The organism is Streptomyces sp. PA03-1a, assembly GCF_033792805.1.
Lineage (GTDB): Bacteria > Actinomycetota > Actinomycetes > Streptomycetales > Streptomycetaceae > Actinacidiphila.
In genome coordinates this window covers 19,696-34,243 of the sequence record NZ_JARAVO010000020.1, presented here as the reverse complement: position 1 = coordinate 34,243, position 14,548 = coordinate 19,696, and the positions used below count along the sequence as shown (strand labels likewise).

The window sequence follows — 14,548 nt, the reverse complement described above, 5'->3', positions numbered from 1 at the left end:
CTAACCTAAGGATGCTGGCCGTGGAGCCAGGCCGGTGACCGCGCGCGGACACCTGCGCCCCGCCCTGCTCGTCGTGTTGCCGGTCGTCGCCCTGGCCGGACTGTGCGTGCTGTCGATCGGGCTGGGTGCCGTCGACATCCCCCCGGACCAGGTCGTCCGGGCGCTTTTCGGCCACCCCTCCAGCCATCTCGTGGACAACATCGTCTGGACCGTCCGCGTACCGCGCACCGTCCTCGGCCTCACCGCGGGCGCCGCCTTGGGGCTGTCCGGCGCGCTCATGCAGGCCTTGACCCGCAACCCGCTCGCCGACCCCGGCATCCTGGGGGTCAGCGCGGGCGCGTCCTTCGGGATCGTCGTCGCCATCGCCCTGTTCGGGCTCGGCTCGCTGTACGGCACGATCTGGTTCGCCTTCGCCGGCGCGCTCGGCACCAGCGTGCTGGTCTTCCTGCTGGGCCGGACGGGCCGTTCGGGCGCGACGCCGGTGAAACTGGCGCTGGCCGGAGTCGCCGTCACCTTCCTGCTGTTCTCGCTGACCAACGCGATCGTCCTCACCGATCCCGACGCCCTGGACCGCTACCGCTTCTGGTCCGCGGGCACCCTCGCCGACCAGGACGGCACCGTCGTCCGGAGCATCCTGCCGTTCCTGGCGGTCGGGGCGGTGCTCGCGCTCGCCGCCGCCCCCGCGCTCAACAGCCTGGCCCTGGGCGACGACGTGGCCGCCTCCCTCGGACGCCGGCTCGGCCTCGTACGCCTGCAGGGGGTCGTCGCGGTGATGCTTCTCACGGGCGCGTCGGTCGCCGTGATCGGCCCGGTGGTCTTCCTCGGCCTGGTCGTACCGCACGTCGCCCGGGTGCTGGCCCAGCACGCGGGCATCGGCCCCGACCACCGCTGGCTGCTGCCGCTTTCGGCGGTGCTCGCCCCGTGCCTGCTGCTCACCGCGGACATCCTCGGCCGGGTCGTCGCACGGCCCACCGAGGTCCAGGCCGGAGTGCTCGTCGCCTTCATCGGCGGCCCGTTCTTCGTCGCCCTCGTCCGCCGGCGCAAACTCGCGGAGGTCTGAGCATGACCGCCCTCGCCCCCCTCCGCGGCCGCCGGCCCTTCCGCCTGGCGGCCCCACCGGTCTCCGGCGTGCTCCGGCCGCGGCTGGTCGCCGTGTGCGCCGCCCTGGCCGTCGCGGTGTTCCTGCTCTTCTGCTGGGGCGTGTCCCTCGGGGACTACCCCATCGGGTTCGCCGACGTGGTCAAGGCCCTCACCGGCGCCGGCGACCCCGGAACGGTGCTGGTCGTACGGGAGTTGCGGCTGCCGCGCGCGCTCGCGGGACTACTCGTCGGCATCGCGTTCGGCATCTCCGGCGCGCTGTACCAGACCATGACCCGCAACCCGCTGGCCAGCCCCGACATGATCGGGCTGACCGAGGGCGCGGGGACCGCCGTGGTCGCGGGCATCGTGCTCGGCTGGGACGGCGGCCTGGGCACCCAGGGCTTCGGCCTGCTCGGAGCGCTGGTCACGGCGCTGCTGGTGTACGCACTGGCGTGGAAGGGCGGTGCCACCGGCTACCGCATCATCCTGGTCGGCATCGGCGTGTCCTGGATGTGCACCAGCGCCACGGACTACCTGGTCGCGCGCGGCGAGCGGTTCGAGGCGCAGGCCGCCCTCGGCTGGCTGGTGGGCAACCTCAACGGCCGCACCTGGGACCAGGTCACGCAGCTCGCGGTCGCCATGGCCGTCCTCGTGCCGCTCGCGCTCGGCATGGGGCGCTGGATGCGGACCCTGCAACTGGGCGACGACGTGGCGGCCGGCCTCGGCACGCCGGTGCAGCCGGTGCGGCTGGCCCTGCTGCTCATCGGCGTCGGGCTGATCGCCTTCGGCACGGCCGCGGCCGGACCGGTCGCCTTCGTGGCGCTGGCCGCCCCGCAGATCGCCCAGCGGATGGCCGGCACGGCGTGGCCACCGCCGGCCGCCTCGGGACTGACCGGCGCGCTGGTCGTCCTGGGGTCCGACCTCATCGCGCGCGAAGCGATCCCCGGCACGGAACTCCCGGTCGGGATCGTCACCGGCGTCATCGGCGCGCCGGTCCTGCTCTGGCTGCTCATCCGCGCCAACCGCGCGGGCTCAGGAGGCTGAACCCATGGCGACACCGACCCCGCCCCCACCGCCGCCGCGGGCCCCGACCTGCGGGCACGCGGGCTGCACCTGGCGTACGACGACCGGCTGGTGGTCGAGGACCTCGACCTCGTCGTACCCTCCGGCCGCATCACCGCCATCGTCGGCGCCAACGCCTGCGGCAAGTCCACCCTCCTGCGCGCCCTGGCACGGCTGCTCGCGCCCCGTCAGGGCGTCGTCGAACTCGACGGCCGCGCCCTGCGGTCGGTGCCGACCAGGGAACTCGCCCAGCGGCTGGGCATCCTGCCGCAGACCCCGGTGGCCCCGGAGGGGCTGACCGTCATCGACCTGGTCAGCCGGGGCCGTTCGCCGCACCAGACGTGGTGGCGGCAGTGGTCCAAGGCCGACGAGCTGGCGGTCCACGAGGCGCTGGCGGCGACGGGCATGACCGAGCTCGCGAACCGGGCCGTGGACGAGCTGTCCGGCGGCCAGCGCCAGCGGGCCTGGATCGCCATGGCCGTCGCCCAGGGCACCCCCGTCCTCCTGCTGGACGAGCCGACCACCTACCTGGACCTGGCCCACCAGATCGACGTCCTGGACCTCGTCACCGACCTCAACCGCCGCGAGAACCGCACGGTGGTGATGGTCCTGCACGACCTCAACCAGGCCTGCCGCTACGCCGACCACGTCATCGCGATGAAGTCGGGGCGGATCGCCGCCGAGGGCACACCGGCCGAGGTGATCACCGCCGGGACCGTCGAGGACGTCTTCGACCTGCGCTGCCAGGTCACCACCGACCCGGTGAGCGGCACCCCGCTGGTGATCCCCATGGGCCGCCACCACGAGGCGGTCCCCGTCGCCGCCGAGTGACCCGGCGGGCGGAGATCGGGGAGCCGGACACCGTCGACCTGCGGCCCGCACGGCGGCGGCCCACGGTGTTGGTACGGGGTTCGCACGGCTGATCGGAGCCGGCCATGCCCGTCTACCACGTGGTCACCACCCAGAACACGGTCTCGGCGCAGCAGAAGGCCGGGTTGGCGGCGGAGTTCACGCGTCTCCACGCGTCGATCACCGGGGCGCCCACCTCCTTCGTGCACGTGACGTTCGCCGAACTGCCCGACGGCAGCGTGTTCACGGATTCGGTTCCCTCACGTCCCCTGCTGATCGAGGCGACCACACGGGCGGGCCACGCGGACACGGAGAAGACACAGCCGGCCAAGGACATCTCGGCCGCCGGCAGCAGAGTGACCGGCGTCCCGGAGTCGCACGTCCTCGTGATCGTCAAGGACAGCCCCGCCCGGTTCGCCGCCGAGGGGGGCCGCATCCTGCCCGAACCGGGAGACGAGGGCGACTGGCTCGCAGGAACCGACTGACCTGCTGCCGGCTTCGGTCGCCGGGGCGGACGGGCGCGGGCAACCGCGGCCCGGCCACCACGGCACACCTCGCCTAGCCGGGCAGGACGGTCGTGCCGGCGCCGCCCGGCCCGACGGACAGCGCGCGCAGCAGGGCGTGCGGGGCGCGGCCGTCCAGCACACGGGCCGTGCGGACGCCCGCCCGGACGGCCCGCAGGCAGCTCTCCATCTTCGGCACCATGCCGCCCCCCAGCGCCGGGAGCATCGCCTCCAGTTCGGCGGCGGTGAGCCGGTCCAGGACCCGTCCGCGGCGCGGCCAGTCGGCGTACAGCCCGGGCACGTCGGTGAGGACGACCAGTGCCTCGGCGTCGAGCGCGGCGGCCAGGGCCCCGGCCGCCGCGTCCGCGTTGACGTTGTAGATCTGGCCGTCCGTGCCCCGGCCGAGCGAGGAGACGACGGGGATGTGGCCGTGCTCCAGCAGCACGTCCACGGCGGCCGTGTTGACCTCCGTCACCTCGCCGACGAGGCCGATGTCGACGATCTCGCCGTCGACCTCGGCGTAGCGGCGCACCGCGGTCAGCGTGTGCGCGTCCTCGCCGGTGAGCCCCACGGCGTAAGGGCCGTGCTCGTTGAGGAGCCCCACCAGGTCCCGTTGGACCTTGCCGGCCAGGACCATCCGCGCGACGTCCAGGACCTCGGGGGTGGTGACCCGCAGCCCGCCGACGAAGCGGGCCTCGATGCCGATCAGGTCGAGCTGGGCGCTGATCTGCGGGCCGCCGCCGTGCACCACGGCGACCCGCACCCCGGCCTCCCGGATGCGGACGACGTCCTGCGCGAAGGTGCGCAGCAGGGAGCCGTCGCCCATGGCGTTGCCGCCCACCTTCACGACGACGGTGCGGCCCCCGAGCGCGCGCAGGGCGGGCAGCGGCCCGGGGCCGGCCAGGGCCGTCGTCACGGACGCGCGGTCAGGTAGCCGCCCATGGTGCGGAACCAGTCGCCGGCCGCGTACTCGGTGCCGTCGTCCGTGCGGACCGTGCGCACCAGCAGTCCCTTGCGGTGACCGCCGCGGGCGTCCGCGCCGGCGACGATGACGACCCCGTCGCCCTCGCGGATGAAGATGCGGCCGGGCGTGCCGCCGTACCGGGCCTGCGAGACGGCGGCGGAGACGATCCTGATGCGTTCGCCGCGGTGGTAGGTGAAGGCGTTGGGGTAGGGGTCGGACTGCGCCCGCACCAGGCGTTCCAGGTCCTCGGCCGGCCAGTTCCAGTCGATGCGGCTGTCCTCGACGGAGCGCTTGTGGAAGAAGCTGGCGCGGGAGCGCTCCTGGGGCGTCCACTCGGCGCGGCCGGAGGCGATCAGGTCCAGGGACTCGCGCACGAGGGGTGCGATCAGGTCGCAGGTGCGGTGGAAGAGGTCGGTCGCGGTGTCGTGCGGGCCGACGGGCTCCGAACGCTGCAGGAGGATGTCGCCGGCGTCCAGTTCGCCGTCCATGCGGTGGGCGGTGACGCCGACGTGCTCCTCGCCGTTGATCAGCGCCCAGATGATCGGGGAGAAACCCGCGTAGGCGGGGAGCAGGGAGTCGTGCACGTTGAGGGTGCCGTGCGGCGGGAGGTCGAAGATCTCCGGCGGCAGCCAGGTGCGCCAGTTGTTGGCGACGATGATGTCGGGTGCCGCGGAGCGGACGGCCTCCAGCAGTTCGGCGTCGTCGGGGCGGTTGCGCAGCAGCACCGGCACGCCGTGCTTCTCGGCGAGTTCCGCCACCGAATCGTCCCAGATCTTCTCGTACGCGTGCTCGCTCCTGGGGTGGGTCACGACGAGGACGACCTCGTGATCCGACTCCAGCAGGGCCTGCAGCGTCCGGTGTCCCCAGGTCTGGTAACCGAACATGACGACCCGCATGGGCTCTGCCTCTCCTTCAGTGATTATTGCAAGGTTAGGCTTACCTTATCTAGTATGTGGCGCGCATAGGGAGGCGATGCAACGGTGACAGCACCGCTCAACGAGCCGGACACGATCCACGACATCCTGGGAATCGGTTTCGGTCCGTCAAATCTGGCTCTGGCGATAGCCATCGAGGAGCACAACGCACAAGTCCCCGCCTCCCGGCGGATCAACGCCCGCTTCCTGGAGCGGCAGCCCCGTTTCGGGTGGCACCGCGGCATGCTGATCGACGACGCGACGATGCAGGTCTCGTTCCTGAAGGACCTGGTCACCATGCGCAACCCGACCAGCGACTTCAGCTTCCTGTGCTACCTGCGCGAACAGGGCCGGCTGGTCGACTTCCTCAACCAGAAGACGCTCTTCCCGCTCCGCGTGGAGTTCCACGACTACTTCGAGTGGGCCGCCGCCCGCGTCGCCGGCGTCGTCGACTACTCCTGCGAAGTGCTGTCGGTCACACCGGTCCGCGACGCCGACGGCGAGGTCGACCACCTCGACGTGACGTGCCGGGACCCCGAGGACCCCGCGCGGACGGTCACCCACCGGGCCCGCAACATCAGCGTGGCCGTCGGGCTCGAGCCGCACCTGCCGCCGGGCACCGAGCTGTCGGACCGCGTGTGGCACAACAGCCAGCTGCTGCCCAGGGTCGCCGAGCTCACCGCGACGGGCACCCCGGTGCGCCGGGCCGTCGTCCTCGGCGCCGGCCAGAGCGCGGCCGAGGCGGTCGACTTCCTGCACCGCACCTTCCCCGACGCGGAGATCTGCGCGGTGTTCGCCAAGTACGGCTACACGCCCGCCGACGACAGCCCCTTCGCCAACCGGATCTTCGACCCGGAGGCGGTGGACCTCTACTTCGGCTCCCCGTCCGAGGTGAAGCAGTCCCTCGTCGACTACCACCGCAGCACCAACTACTCGGTGGTCGACATGGACCTCATCGAGGCCCTGTACGCGACCTCCTACCGCGAGAAGGTGCAGGGCCGCGAACGGCTGCGCTTCCTCAACGTCTCCCGCATCCGCGAGGTGAGCGCCGCGGACGACGGCCTCGACGTGACGGTGGAGTTCCTGCCGACCGGCGAGCGGCACGTCCTGGAGGCGGACGTCCTCGTGCACGCCACCGGGTACCGCTCGCAGGACGTCGGCACGCTCCTCGGGGAGTCCGCCAAGATCTGCCTGCGCGACGACGGCGACGCCCTCCGCGTCGGCCGCGACCACCGCGTCGAGGTCGCCCCCGAGGTGCGGGCGGGCATCTACGTGCAGGGCGGCACCGAGCACACGCACGGGCTCACCTCCACCCTGCTGTCCACCACCGCGATCCGGGCCGGCGAGATCGTCGCCTCGCTCGTCGCCCGTCAGGACGAGCCGGCCGCGGCGGTCACGGCCCGCGCCTGAGACGCCTTCGGGGGCCGCCGGTCGTCCGGCGGCCCCCAAAGGCGTCCGCTCGGCTTCGGGCCCAGGTGCTACGCCTCGAGGTAGGCCGTGGGCTCGTCGAGGAGGAGCACACCGGTCTCCTGGGCGAGGCAGCTCGCGAGCCAGACGCGCTGGAGCTGGCCGCCGGAGAGGTGCTCGGCGCCCCGGGCGGCGAGGTCCGCGACTCCGGTCAGCGCCAGCGCGCGGTCCACCGCGGCCGGGCCGTCCGGGTCGGGCCGGCCCCAGCGCCCCCGGTAGGGGTAGCGGCCGAACTCCACGACGTCCCGTACCGTCAGCCCGCTCGGCGTGGGGCGCCCCTGCGTCAGCAGGGCCACCCGGCGGGAGAACTCACGTGCCGTCAGGGCGAGCCCGTCGGCGCCGGTCCCGTCGTGCGCGTCGATCGTCAACGTGGCGCGGCGGGCCCGCTGCAGGCGTGCCACGGTGCGCAGGAGCGTCGACTTGCCGCTGCCGTTGGGGCCCACCAGGGCGGTCACCTCACCGGGCCGGAGGGTGATCGCCGCGTCATGGACGACGTCGACCCCGTCGTACGACACGGTCACGTCGTACGCCGTCAGCCGGTGACCACGCAGGCCTGAGGCCGCGGCAGTGTCTTCCGTAGAACTCACAAACGAAGGTTAGCCTAACCTAATCTCTGCCCGGACCACCCCCCTCTCACTTCGGTAAACTTAGGCTAACCTTCCTGCATGGCGAAGACCCCGCGGCTCATGCCGCAGAACCCCAGGATGTTCCGCGCCGAGGTCGTCAGGACCGAGCGGGTCTCCCCCTCCCTGCACCGCGTGACCGTCAGGGGCGCGGACCTCGCCGACTTCCCGTGGCTGGGCTACGACCACTGGTTCCGCCTCTTCATGCAGCTCCCCCACCAGGACGCCCTGCGGCTGCCCGAGTTCTCCGGGGCGCGCTGGTGGCAGCCCTACCTCGCCATCCCCACGGCCGAGCGTCCGCACTACTCGAACTACACCGTCGCCGCGTTCCGTCCCGAAGCGGCCGAAATGGACATCGAGTTCGTCGTGCACCGCGCCCCGGACGGCGAACTCGAGGGCCGTGCCGCGATATGGGCCTGCGACGCCCGGCCCGGGGACGCGCTGGCGCTCCTCGACCAGGGCGTCATGTTCGACTGCCCCGAGGACGCCTCCGAGGTCCTCGTCGTGGCCGACGAGAGCGGCATGCCCGCCGCCACGGGCATCCTGCGCTCCCTCCCCCGCGGCACCGTGGGCCGACTGATCCAGGAGATCCCCACCCCGGACGACCGGCGCGACCTCGACGCGCCCCCCGGGATCGCCGTCACCTGGGTCGTGCGCGACGACCCGCACGCGGTCCCCGGCTCCGTCGCACTCGCCGAATTGCGCAAGCACACCCCGGTGGACGCCACCGGGTACGCCTTCGTCGTCGGCGAGCAGAGCCTCGCCACCAAGGGACGCCGGCACCTGCACCGCGCCGGCCTCCCCAAGGACCGCATCACCTTCTCCGGCTTCTGGCGGCACGAGGCACGCCACGAGGACGCCTGACCCCCGCCGTGGGACGGAAGCGCCGCCTCGGCCCCGCGCACGCAGGGCACTTCGCGCACGGAGGGCGCACAAAGGGAACAATTGAGCCCTGTACGCGCTCCCTCAGGTACGGGGAGAATGCGTAGCGCAAGCGATCATGCGACCGGCACGCGCGCCGTCCGGTCGCCGACTCCCGGAAGGCGGGTCGACAGCCGTGCTGCTGCATCTGCCCACGTCCGTGCCCGAAGCACAGGAGTTCATGGCCCAGGGGGCGGTGCCCGTCGGCGGGGCGACGCTCGTGTGGGCCACCTGGCAGCGCGACGGCTTCCCCGAGCAGGCCATGTCGCTGCGCGATCTGCCCGAGGCCAACACGGTCGGACGCGAGGCGCTGGGCGCGGCGGTGGTGCTGAACCGGATCGACGACCGGGTTCCGGAGGTGCTGCGACGGGCGGCCGCCGGTGTGGGCACCGGTGCCGTGCGGCGGACGGCCACCGTCGGCGGCAACCTCGTCGGCAGCACCCTGCGCTGCCTGCTGCCCGCCGCCCTCGTCCTCGGCGCCCGCGCGATCACGCTGGAGCCGGACCGGACCCACGAGACCGATCTCGTCGAGGCCGTGGCCAAGCAGCACCTCCTGCTCGGCATCCGCTGGCGGGAGCCGCTGGTGAGCACGTACGAGAAGCAGTCCGGCGAGGCGGGCGGGCCTCCGCCCCTCGTCGTCGCCGCCGCGGTGCACGCCGCCGACGACGGGCACCGTCTGCGCGTCGCCGTCCGCGACGGCTACGAAGTGCTCGGCGGTAGCGCCCCGTTCGGCGGCGGCACCGCAGCGGCCCTGCACGCGCTGGAGGAGACGGACCTCGCCGCGCTCCACCCCGCGGCGTGGGACGTGGTGCGCCGGCAGGTCACCGGACTCGCCGGACGGCTCCCCGGCTCCTGACCCCCGCACGGGCCCCGCGATCTCGCCCGACGCATCGGGTATGACCCGGCGCTCCCGGTTGTTGATGAGTGCGAGGGCCCGCGCCCACCCTGGCGCGGGACCTCGCCCATCTCCCACCGGATCGGAAGAGGCGAGAGCAGAGATGGCTGACACGCCGGAAGACCCAGAGTACGGGGCGTCGTTCGGCATGGTCCGGAGCGGGCCGGCCCCGGCGCGGATGTGCCTCATCACGCCCGGCGGCGTTTCCACGGTCGAGTTCGTCCTGGAGCCGTCGGTCGGCCTCCGGTGCGCCCGGATGGAGGGCGCCGCGGCACTGGCCCTGAACCGGTGGCTCCACGACGCGGACCCCTCCCGGTACTTCGAGCTGCGGATCGCGTTCCTGCAGTTCGAGTACAACCCCGGTCACGAGTCCTTCGCCGCCGACGAGGTCCGGGCGCTGCGCGCCCTCCTGGAGGAACAGCGGGGCACCGAGCGGTGGAACGACGCCCTGGCGAGCCTGCTCGCCAGGCTGGAGGCCTGCGAGGCGCAGCTGTGACCGCCGACGGGTGAGGTCAGCCGGCGGCGGGCGGAAGGAGGCGCCGGGTACTGACGCGGCCTCCCGGCTGCCGGCCACGCCCGTGGGCCGATGCGGGGTGCGGAACCCGGTCGTGCACCCGGGTCCCGCACCCCGCCTCCGGCGAGCGGGGTCAGGGCCAGATCAGGTCGATGCGTTCCTGGGCGATCGGGTAACCGGCCCTGGCGAAGTGGGCGGCCATCGGTGCGTTGGTCTGGTCCGTCCCCGCCACGATGCGGTCCACGCCCTCGTCGGCGAGCTTGTGCGTAGCCTCGACGAGCAGGTCGTAGGCGTATCCCTGGCCTCGGTGCTCGGGCACGACGCCGATGTAGCCGATCAGGGGGTCCCCGTAGTGGCGGCCGGGGACGCGCAGCCCGACGAGTTCCCCGGCGGAGTCGTAGGCCAGGCGCCACCACTCGCGCGGGCTCGGCAACCAGCGTAGATAATCCAGTTCCTCCTGGGCGGCCGCCTCGAGCCCGGAGGTGGCGACGGTGCGGCGCACATGGGCGTCGAGGCTGCCCCGGTGGATGCGGCGGAAGACATCGAGGAATGCCGCGTCGTCGGGCTCGGGACGGAATTCGAGGCGGCCCGGGCGCGCGGGCACGCCGCAGTCCGGCGTCCAGCGGTAGCGGAAGCGCTCGACCAGAGGGGACAGACCCGCGGCGACGGCCGCGTCGATCCGGGCCTGGGCCTGCTCCCGGACCGCGGGCACGTCGCGCCAGCCGGGCCCCAGTTTGAGGGAGTACTGGGCACGCAGCGGCGAGGTGCGGAGCAGTTCCACGGCCGCACCGGCGTCGATGAAGTCGAACCAGTCCAGGGCGAGCGGCTTGTCGTCCTTCGGCCCGGCCCACCATGCGGCGCGCGCGACGACGACGCCGTCGCGCAGTGCCACCCAGGTCCACTCGGGGCGGTACTCACCGGCGGCGGCCATCTCACTGTAGGTGTCGCCGAAGGCGGCGAAGCCGACCAGACCGGGATCGGGCAGGGATTCAAAAAGCGCTTCCTCGCCTGCGGCGAGGGGGCGGATGACCAGATCGGTCACGCGAGGTCCTTCCGGGTAGCGACCTGCTCCCGTTCAGATCCTCGGCGCCCTCGGAACGGGGTGGGAGCACATGAGAGTTGGCTGGCTCACGGTTCCCACCTCCTTTTGCGATCGAGGACGCGAACGCAGCGTAACAGCATGATCGAATCGCCGGCAAGGTCCCGTACGACCCTCCGCCCGGCGGTTCAGCCCAGGGCCCGGCATACGCCGTCGAGCCGCAGGCGGTTCTCCTCCACAGTTCTCGGCGACGTCGATCGGTACCCGTACCGCGACCTGGGTCGACGGCGCCTCGTGGACTGTCACCTCCACCGGGTCGTCGGGGACGATGTCCAGCCACGCGGTGCGTCCGTCGGGCGGCCACTCGACGCCCTCGCCGGAAGCGAGGGCGTCGAGGCAGCGCGCCCAGTCGTCCAGGTAGTCGACCGAGACGTCCAGCCTCACGCACCCGCTGACGAAGTCGCTCTCCACCACGATCTCGGCCCCGTGGTACCGGTCCCGCCGATGACCAAGGGCGGACCGCCTTCCATCCGGACGCTGACGCTATGCGTCCGGTCGTCGAAACGGAAGAGCTCAAGTCGCTGCGCGTCGTCCGTCATGTGTGCCTCACGTCCCGCCGGTCGAGCGCGAGGGTCCAGGTGTGGACGGTGTTCGTGGTGGGGTGGTCCGGGCGGGGTTCGGCGATGACCGCGGTGAGGCGGTCGCCGTCGCGGCGCAGCGAGCTGATGCAGCCGGACGCCTTGTCGGGGGCGATCGCCAGCAGTTCGGCGAGGACGGTGCCGTCGAGGCGGCGGTCGACGGCACGGAGCACCCCTGCGTCGAGCAGCAGGACCGTCCCGTCCTCCAGCACCACCGGCCGCGGCGTCACCGGGCCGGAGAGCCGGGGACCGCGCTCGATCACACCACCGGGCAGCAGCCGGACCACGCGGCTCGTGGTGGGGTGGCCCCGGTCGGCCTCGACGACCCGGATGCCGGTGCCGACGACGTAATGGCCGTAACTGCGCCAGGAGTCCACGGTGGCGCCGTCACGGTCGTGCTCCCAGGTGTCGAAGAAGTCGTAGCCCGCCAGGCCGAGCACGAACCGTCCCCCGCGCAGCGCGGCACCGCGCTCCCCGCGCAGTTCGGCGACCAGGGTGCCGTCCGCCAGGTCGAGCAGCAGGGCAGGACCGAGGAACCCCCAGGGCGTGTACTCCAGGGAGTCCGTGGTGACCAGCACCCTGCCCCCGGCAATGTGCGCGGCGTTGGGACGGCCGGCGCACGCATGGGTCCAGCGCGTCCGCCCCGAGACGTCGACACAGCTGATCTCCCCGGTCGTCCCCTGGATCCGCAGGTCGTCCCGCCGCGCCAGCGGTCGCCCCTCGGGCGGCCGCGACGGGTACGGCGGCCTGCCCACCGCGCTGTGACGGTCCACCACGGTGACGCGCCACCGACCGGGGTCCGCCCCCTCGGCGCGCCTGCTTTCCTCGGGTATCGGCATGGCCGCGATGCTAACCGCCGCGCAGGGCACGGCGACACGGTTACCATGCGACCGTGATCAAGGTGCGGGCCATGCGCATGGACGACGTCGACGCCGTCTCCACGATCCGGGTGAGGGGCCGGCAGGCGGCGTACGCCGGGATCGTGCCGCGGAGCTACCTGGACGCGATGAACGTCGAGGAGGACGCGGTCCTGCGCAGGAAGTGATTGACGACCGCCGGGAACCGCGTGGAGAACCTCGTCGCCACCGAGGACGGCGTCGTGACCGGCTGGGCGGCCCTCGGGCCGCGCGCCGGGGAGCCCCGGGAGCCCGGCGCAGGCGTCGCCTGCGAGCTCTACGCCCTCTACGTGCGGCCGGACCGCATCGGCACCGGCACCGGGCGCCGGCTGATGTCGGCGGTGCGCTCCCGGGCGGCCGAACTCGGGCACCCGCGGCTGGAGTTCTGGGTGCTCGCCGACAACGCCCGCGCACGGCGCTTCTACGCACGCGCCGGGTTCTCGCCCGACGGCGCCGAGCAGGTCGAGGAATACGACGGCGTTCCGCTCCGGGACCTACGGTACGCGGGCGACACGAGCGCGCCCGCCTGAGCCCGGCGACGCAGCCGTGGCGCCGCACCCGGTCCTGCCGGGCACGGCGCCACACCCCGCCTCGTGCTTCCGCCTACTCGTCGATCGCCGCGCCGAACTGCGCGTTGGCCGAGGGAGCGCCCAGGGTCGCGCCGTCGTACGTCCAGGTGCCCTGGGCGACCAGCCCGGAGGACGACGCGGGGACGACCCAGACGAAGCCGTCGTTCGTGTTCTCGCCCGGGGCCGCCGCGAGGAGGCCGAAGCGGCCGTCCCTGTCGGCGTCGACCAGCCGGATCTGGCCGCCCCAGCGGTCGGAGGCCTCCGCGGCGCCCGGGATGCCCGCGGTGTTCTGGTCGAAGCTGCGCGCTCCCGTGGCGGTGAGCCCGCCCGGTGCGCCGCGCAGGGTCCAGACCGCGCCGGCGTCGGCGACGGAGCCGATGTCCTCACCGGGGGCACCGATGGCCAGGTCGGGAAGGCCGTCGCCGTTGGTGTCGCCGGAGGACAGTTCGGCGCCCCAGCGGTCTCCCGCCTCGGAGACGCCGGGGACGCCGGCCGAGTCCTGGGTCCATGTCTGCGCCGGGGTGGGGTCGAGTCCCGACAGGTCGCCCCTGCCCAGGTGGACGGTGACGGATCCGCCGAGCGCCGAGCCGGTGCCCGTGTCGCCGATGGCCAGGTCGTCCTGGCCGTCGTGGTTGAAGTCGCCGGAGGCGACCGCGGGTCCGCCCTCGAAGGTGCCGCCGTCGCCGAGGTCCTCGACGCCGGGTGCGCCGTGCAGGACCTGGGTGACGCCGACCCCGGGCTGGTCGCCCGTGGTCACCCCGGAGATCGCCAGGTCGGCCCAGGAGTCCTCGTTGTAGTTGCCGTGGCTCAGGCTCCGCAGGGCGAGGCCGGTGTCCTGGGCCGTGCGCTCCAGGGCGCGGACTCCCCGGTCGGCCTGCCGCAGGCGCGGCGCGGCGGTCCCCGGCTGGGCGGTGAAGAACAGCAGGGAGTCGTTCTCCAGGACGGCGATGCTGTCGCGCAGGTTGGCGTCGGGGTCCGAGGGATCCGGGGCGAAGTACCGGGCGGCTTCCACCGCCCGCCCGAAGTTCGCGCCGGCCCGCGGCTGGTCGGGGTCCTCCAGCCAGAAGCTGTCGCCGCCGTGCAGACCGGTCGGGGAGCCCCAGAAGACGACGGCACCGCCGGCGTCGGAGAGCGTGCCCAGGTCCTCGCCGGGGATGCCGACGATCGCGTCGTCGTAGCCGTCGTTGTCCAGGTCGCCGGTGGCCACGGCCTGTCCGAAGCCGTCGCCGGCCTCGGCGGCGCCCGCGACGCCCGAGGTGCTCTGGCTGAGGACGGATCTCTTGGTGGTGCTGAGGCCGCCCGACCCGCTGTACTGCACGGTGACGTACCCGGCGCCCTTGGCCCCGGACACGGTGGCTCCGGGGGCGCCGATCAGCACGTCGTCGTACCCGTTGCCGTCGAAGTCGCAGTTGCGCTGCTGCCACCCGATCGACGGGAAGGGCACCGCCGCCTGTGCGGCGGGGGCCGTGAGGAGCACACCCCCGCCGAGGGTGAGGAGTGCCGCGGCCGCGAGGGCCGCGCTCTTGTTGTGACGCACAGAAGAACCTCCATGGTCTCCTGGGTTGCCCTCGGCGTCCCCCGCGCCCGCGTCGAGTCGCCCGCGGTCGGGTGGCG

At 73.2% G+C, this 14,548-nt stretch carries 16 protein-coding genes and 1 pseudogene; 10 read left to right on the top strand and 7 right to left on the bottom strand.

Annotated elements, in window-relative coordinates; translation table 11 throughout:
* Window positions 1–34 precede the first annotated feature (34 nt).
* From PV341_RS06695 to PV341_RS06680, 4 genes are all read left to right on the top strand, one after another.
* Entirely contained in the window at window positions 35–1,060 is a 1,026-nt protein-coding gene (locus PV341_RS06695; protein WP_500323616.1) for a FecCD family ABC transporter permease, read from the top strand.
* Between the two features lie 2 nt (window positions 1,061–1,062).
* Complete coding sequence (locus tag PV341_RS06690; RefSeq protein WP_500323615.1) at window positions 1,063–2,124, top strand: FecCD family ABC transporter permease; 1,062 nt, start codon at window positions 1,063–1,065, stop codon at window positions 2,122–2,124.
* A 48-nt stretch (window positions 2,125–2,172) separates the two neighbouring features.
* Entirely contained in the window at window positions 2,173–2,973 is an 801-nt protein-coding gene (locus PV341_RS06685) for an ABC transporter ATP-binding protein (RefSeq protein ID WP_500356999.1), read from the top strand.
* Between the two features lie 104 nt (window positions 2,974–3,077).
* Window positions 3,078–3,476, top strand: a complete 399-nt coding sequence (locus PV341_RS06680) for a tautomerase family protein (RefSeq protein WP_500356994.1) — start codon at window positions 3,078–3,080, stop codon at window positions 3,474–3,476.
* 73 nt (window positions 3,477–3,549) lie between these two features.
* Here PV341_RS06680 and argB read toward each other — a convergent pair whose 3' ends face one another.
* Together argB and PV341_RS06670 are read right to left on the bottom strand one after the other, a co-directional pair.
* Window positions 3,550–4,410, bottom strand: coding sequence for an acetylglutamate kinase (gene argB, locus PV341_RS06675; RefSeq protein ID WP_500323609.1), 861 nt, complete (start codon window positions 4,408–4,410; stop codon window positions 3,550–3,552).
* Window positions 4,407–5,354, bottom strand: coding sequence for a methionyl-tRNA formyltransferase (locus PV341_RS06670; protein WP_500356992.1), 948 nt, complete (start codon window positions 5,352–5,354; stop codon window positions 4,407–4,409). The genes argB and PV341_RS06670 overlap by 4 nt, the downstream gene beginning before the upstream one ends.
* An 84-nt stretch (window positions 5,355–5,438) precedes the next feature.
* Between PV341_RS06670 and PV341_RS06665 the strand changes: the two genes are divergently transcribed.
* Window positions 5,439–6,782, top strand: a complete 1,344-nt coding sequence (locus PV341_RS06665) for a lysine N(6)-hydroxylase/L-ornithine N(5)-oxygenase family protein (protein ID WP_500356991.1) — start codon at window positions 5,439–5,441, stop codon at window positions 6,780–6,782.
* 74 nt (window positions 6,783–6,856) lie between these two features.
* Here the strand turns inward: PV341_RS06665 and PV341_RS06660 are convergent.
* Window positions 6,857–7,390: pseudogene (locus PV341_RS06660) on the bottom strand (ABC transporter ATP-binding protein); the annotation flags it as partial.
* Between the two features lie 114 nt (window positions 7,391–7,504).
* On the opposite strand from PV341_RS06660, the gene PV341_RS06655 reads away from it, so the two are divergent.
* The 3 genes from PV341_RS06655 to PV341_RS06645 all read left to right on the top strand — a co-directional run bounded on the left by PV341_RS06655 (window position 7,505) and on the right by PV341_RS06645 (window position 9,774).
* Window positions 7,505–8,326 carry a siderophore-interacting protein gene (locus tag PV341_RS06655; RefSeq protein ID WP_500323597.1) on the top strand — a complete coding sequence of 274 codons (822 nt, stop codon included), beginning with the start codon at window positions 7,505–7,507 and terminating at the stop codon, window positions 8,324–8,326.
* Window positions 8,327–8,519: 193 nt separating this feature from the next.
* Window positions 8,520–9,239 (top strand): FAD binding domain-containing protein, encoded by a 720-nt coding sequence (locus PV341_RS06650; RefSeq protein ID WP_500323595.1) that lies wholly within the window; start codon window positions 8,520–8,522, stop codon window positions 9,237–9,239.
* A 142-nt stretch (window positions 9,240–9,381) separates the two neighbouring features.
* On the top strand, window positions 9,382–9,774 hold the full coding sequence (locus PV341_RS06645; protein WP_500356989.1) for a hypothetical protein: 393 nt from the start codon (window positions 9,382–9,384) through the stop codon (window positions 9,772–9,774).
* 151 nt (window positions 9,775–9,925) lie between these two features.
* Here the strand turns inward: PV341_RS06645 and PV341_RS06640 are convergent, their stop codons facing one another.
* From PV341_RS06640 to PV341_RS06630, 3 genes are all read right to left on the bottom strand, one after another.
* Window positions 9,926–10,834 carry a GNAT family N-acetyltransferase gene (locus PV341_RS06640; RefSeq protein ID WP_500356988.1) on the bottom strand — a complete coding sequence of 303 codons (909 nt, stop codon included), beginning with the start codon at window positions 10,832–10,834 and terminating at the stop codon, window positions 9,926–9,928.
* A 33-nt stretch (window positions 10,835–10,867) separates the two neighbouring features.
* A complete protein-coding gene (locus tag PV341_RS06635) occupies window positions 10,868–11,302 on the bottom strand; it encodes a DUF5959 family protein (RefSeq protein WP_500323712.1) in 435 nt (144 codons plus the stop codon).
* A gap of 124 nt (window positions 11,303–11,426) precedes the next feature.
* On the bottom strand, window positions 11,427–12,308 hold the full coding sequence (locus PV341_RS06630) for a hypothetical protein (protein WP_500323589.1): 882 nt from the start codon (window positions 12,306–12,308) through the stop codon (window positions 11,427–11,429).
* A 53-nt stretch (window positions 12,309–12,361) separates the two neighbouring features.
* Here PV341_RS06630 and PV341_RS06625 point away from each other — a divergent pair, with 53 nt between their 5' ends.
* On the top strand, window positions 12,362–12,514 hold the full coding sequence (locus PV341_RS06625) for a hypothetical protein (RefSeq protein ID WP_500356986.1): 153 nt from the start codon (window positions 12,362–12,364) through the stop codon (window positions 12,512–12,514).
* The gene (locus PV341_RS06620) at window positions 12,515–12,895 is read left to right on the top strand and encodes a GNAT family N-acetyltransferase (protein ID WP_500323585.1); all 381 of its coding nucleotides are present in this window, start codon (window positions 12,515–12,517) and stop codon (window positions 12,893–12,895) included.
* A gap of 73 nt (window positions 12,896–12,968) precedes the next feature.
* On the opposite strand, the gene PV341_RS06615 is transcribed toward PV341_RS06620, so the two are convergent.
* Window positions 12,969–14,471, bottom strand: a complete 1,503-nt coding sequence (locus tag PV341_RS06615) for an FG-GAP repeat protein (RefSeq protein WP_500323583.1) — start codon at window positions 14,469–14,471, stop codon at window positions 12,969–12,971.
* Window positions 14,472–14,548: the final 77 nt, after the last annotated feature.

What these genes read in the sequence shown, in the direction of transcription:
- PV341_RS06690 (WP_500323615.1), top strand. Translation starts at nt 1,063, where the DNA reads ATGACCGCCCTCGCCCCCCTCCGCGGCCGCCGGCCCTTCCGCCTGGCG.
- PV341_RS06645 (WP_500356989.1), top strand. Translation starts at nt 9,382, where the DNA reads ATGGCTGACACGCCGGAAGACCCAGAGTACGGGGCGTCGTTCGGCATG.
- PV341_RS06670 (WP_500356992.1), bottom strand. Translation starts at nt 5,354, where the DNA reads ATGCGGGTCGTCATGTTCGGTTACCAGACCTGGGGACACCGGACGCTG.
- PV341_RS06630 (WP_500323589.1), bottom strand. Translation starts at nt 12,308, where the DNA reads ATGCCGATACCCGAGGAAAGCAGGCGCGCCGAGGGGGCGGACCCCGGT.
- PV341_RS06655 (WP_500323597.1), top strand. Translation starts at nt 7,505, where the DNA reads ATGGCGAAGACCCCGCGGCTCATGCCGCAGAACCCCAGGATGTTCCGC.
- PV341_RS06680 (WP_500356994.1), top strand. Translation starts at nt 3,078, where the DNA reads ATGCCCGTCTACCACGTGGTCACCACCCAGAACACGGTCTCGGCGCAG.